We start from the raw sequence: 751 nt of genomic DNA on the forward strand, positions 1-751 counted from the left end.
CACCGGGGTTTCTGCCACGGGCTTGACCAGCGGCACCGGAGCAGCCGCCTCCTCACCCGAAGGCTCGAAAGCCTCGAACGGTTCCGGGGCCTCCAACAGCTCGGGCCGCGAAGGGGCGGCGAACGGTAATTCAGTGCGCGGCAGCCAGTTGACCACCTGCATGGCGGTCAAGTAAGCGCGACGTCGGGACTCGATAAGCAAAGGTCGGCCACTTGTGGATAACTAAAGAACAGGGATTCTACCGCCCTTCGACGAAGATCGCCCGCAGTTGATCGTTCCGGTGAGCGCCTCACGACCGGCTGTGGATAAATCCCAGCACCGATGCAGTACAATCGCTGCTTTTAATCGCTAACCAGCCGGCCATTCCGATGATCGAACCCAAGCGCGTCTTGCGCGCCCTCGCCGAACACTGGGCCCTGCTTGAGCCACTGTGCGAACACTTCGACCAAGGCACCCTGAGCCTCAGCGAACTGCGCGCCCAGCTGGCCGCCCAACAACTGGACAGCACGCCACAGGACATCACCAGCCTGCTGGACGTGTGGATTCGCCTGGATATCCTGGTGCCTGTCGCCAAGAGCCCGAACCGTTTCGAGCTCAACGCACAGATCCACGACTTCCTGGCGTATCTTCGCAAGGAGCACCGGCTAGGCCTGTGCCTGGAAATCGAAGCCTACCTGCGCCACCTTGAGCGCCTGGCGGGTTATATCCAGGACGCCTTCGACATCCGCGACGGCCATGACCTGGCGCGCCA

At 62.3% G+C, this 751-nt stretch carries 2 pseudogenes; one reads left to right on the plus strand and one right to left on the minus strand.

The window, feature by feature from the left end:
* A pseudogene (locus HX846_RS17405) lies at positions 1 to 162 on the minus strand (energy transducer TonB); the annotation flags it as partial.
* A gap of 206 nt (positions 163 to 368) precedes the next feature.
* Here HX846_RS17405 and HX846_RS17410 point away from each other — a divergent pair.
* Positions 369 to 751: pseudogene (locus HX846_RS17410) on the plus strand (hypothetical protein); the annotation flags it as partial.

Origin of the sequence: Pseudomonas sp. K5002, assembly GCF_013386655.1 — a bacterium.
In the GTDB taxonomy this organism is placed as follows: Bacteria; Pseudomonadota; Gammaproteobacteria; order Pseudomonadales; family Pseudomonadaceae; genus Aquipseudomonas.